Source organism: Sphingopyxis sp. (assembly GCF_036402335.1).
Taxonomy (GTDB): Bacteria; Pseudomonadota; Alphaproteobacteria; order Sphingomonadales; family Sphingomonadaceae; genus Sphingopyxis.
In genome coordinates, this window is the sequence record NZ_DASWTD010000035.1 from 1 (window position 1) to 2,375 (window position 2,375).

At 65.7% G+C, this 2,375-nt stretch carries 2 protein-coding genes and 1 pseudogene; all 3 read left to right on the top strand.

The genetic code is table 11. From position 1 onward, the window contains the following. Positions 1-230: pseudogene (locus VGD20_RS00910) on the top strand (FAD-containing monooxygenase EthA); the annotation flags it as partial. Positions 231-611: 381 nt separating this feature from the next. Beyond that, complete coding sequence (locus tag VGD20_RS00915; protein ID WP_231792324.1) at positions 612-1,829, top strand: EAL domain-containing protein; 1,218 nt, start codon at positions 612-614, stop codon at positions 1,827-1,829. Continuing rightward, positions 1,814-2,375: tetratricopeptide repeat protein (locus tag VGD20_RS00920; RefSeq protein WP_331132652.1), on the top strand; the 562-nt coding region annotated here is incomplete at its 3' end. The genes VGD20_RS00915 and VGD20_RS00920, both read left to right, overlap by 16 nt.

Genomic DNA, 2,375 nt, shown 5'->3' on the forward strand with positions numbered 1-2,375 from the left:
GACAGGCGACGCCGAGGATCGGCGCCGATCCGATCGCGCCGGAGCCGTTTGTGGACTTTACCTCCGGCTATATCCAGCGCGCGCTCGACCGGCTGCCGCGGCAGGGTGATCGCAAGCCGTGGCGACTCAACCAGAATTATGCGCTGGACGTGCTGGCGCTGCGCTTCGGATCGGTCGACGACAGCATGGAATTCAGCAACCCGGCACCATCGGCACGGCGCGCCGCCTGACCTGGCTGTTCATCGTCGGTCGCCGCCGCGCCAGGCCCTGGCGGCAATCCGGTCCGGTGACAGCGCGATGCGACCACCGGACCGGACCCGGTTCGTCTTACCAGGGACGAACGGTCATTCCGTAAACGACGGAGATGATGAACGCGAGCATGGCTTTCTCCCTGTTATGCTCACCCCCCCTGCAAAGGGGGCACGCAAACGTTAACAAGCTATTTACCTTCGCTCAACATCGTTAACCTTAGTTCGACCAACGATAGCGGGATTTTAAGCCAATCTTTAAAAGTGCCGGTTACCCCGGAACTTGCCATGGCCAGTCCCCACCGCCTTATCCCGCCCGCATCGCCGGCCGGGCCACCTGCCGGTTCGGCAAGGGAAGGAGGTGTGCCGCACGTCAAGATACTTGCCGAGATCGAGAATTTCGCCGCCCTGCGGCGCAGCGTCGGCGTGGCGCGATCGCGGGCGCTGGCGACCGATCTGGCGGACCGTATCGCGGCGCTGTTGCCGGGCAGCGCCGCATGCGCGATCGCTCCCGCGACGATCGAGATCGACGCGCACGGGACCGAAGCGGACGTGGTCGGTGCGGTCACGCGCGCGATGGCGGCCCCGATGTTGGTCGGCGACGACTGGTGCCATATCGACTCCTCGTTCGGCGTGGCGATCGCCGCGGCAGGGGTCGACGACGAGATGGCGCTGATCGAGCGCGCCGAGCAATCGCTGGCGCAGGCACGGCGTCGCCGCTCGGAACAGGACCGGGACGATGCCGAACAGGCGTCGATCACGGCACTGGCGCAGGAACTGGACCACGCGCTGGAGCGCGACGAGCTGTTGCTGATGTATCAGCCCAAGGTCCATGCCCGCCGACACGACATTTCGAGCGTCGAGGCGCTCGTCCGCTGGCAGCACCCGGAGCGTGGCATGGTGATGCCGAGCGATTTCATCGCCGCCGCCGAGGAGGTCCAGCGGATCGACGGGCTCACGATATGGACGATCCGCCGCGCGCTGCGGGACCAGATGACCTTGCGGGCGGCGGGATACGACCTGCGCATTTTCATCAATATTTCCGGGCAATTGCTGTCCGATGCGCACTTCGTCGAAACGGTGTGCGCGATCGTCGAGGCGAACCCCGATGCGAAGCTGGGCTTCGAGGTCACCGAGACGTCGGTGATCCGCGACCCCGAATGCGCGATCGCCAATCTGAACCGGTTCGACGCGATCGGTGTGCGCATCTCGATCGACGATTATGGTGCCGGCCTGTCGAGCCTGGCGTATCTAAAGCAACTGCCGGCGCGCGAGCTGAAGATCGACAAGCTGTTCATCACTCACCTGACCAGTTCGAACCGCGATCCGTTGATCGTGCGCTCGACGATCGATCTTGCCCATGCGCTCGACATGGAGGTGGTGGCCGAAGGCGTCGAGACGGGAGCGACGCTGGCGCTGCTGACGGTCATGGGGTGCGACACAGTGCAGGGGTTCTTCATCAGTCGCCCGATCGTGCTCGACGCGCTGATCGACTTCCTGCGGCACGACGACACGCAGCGGGCCACACGCGAATCGCGCGTGTCGGTCAAGCGGCTGGCAAATTCATGGAAACGTCACTGATCCGACGCCTGTGCGCCGGTGTCGCCGCGCTGGCGATGGCGGCGATGCTGATCGCCGCCGCTCCCGCGCCGGCCCCCTCGTTCGATCATCGGATCGAGCGGGCCAAGACCGCCATGCTCTCCGATCCTCGCGCTGCGATCGTCGAGGCGTATCGCGCGCTGGCGCTGGCGAAGGGAGAGCGCGACGCGGCTGAGGCATCGCGGAAAAGCGCCGTGGCGCTATGGCTGGCTGGCGAGGCGCTGGGCCGGATCGGGAAGACGGATCGCGCTCTTGGCGTCCTTGCGGTTGCCGAGGCCAATGCCGCCAAGCGGGGGGGCGATCGTGGACTGCTGGCAGAAATTCTTCTATCGCGCGGCGCGACGCTGACCGATGCAGGACGCATCGCTGAGGCCTTGCCGACGCTTCAGCACGCACACGGCCTTTTCGCTGCGCTAGGCCGGGCGAGGGATCAGGCCAAGGCTCTGACCCTGATCGCGCTGCTGTACGACGGCGCGCGCGATCATCATGCCGCGTTGCGGTACTTTCAGCAGGCTTTGGACGCGACCA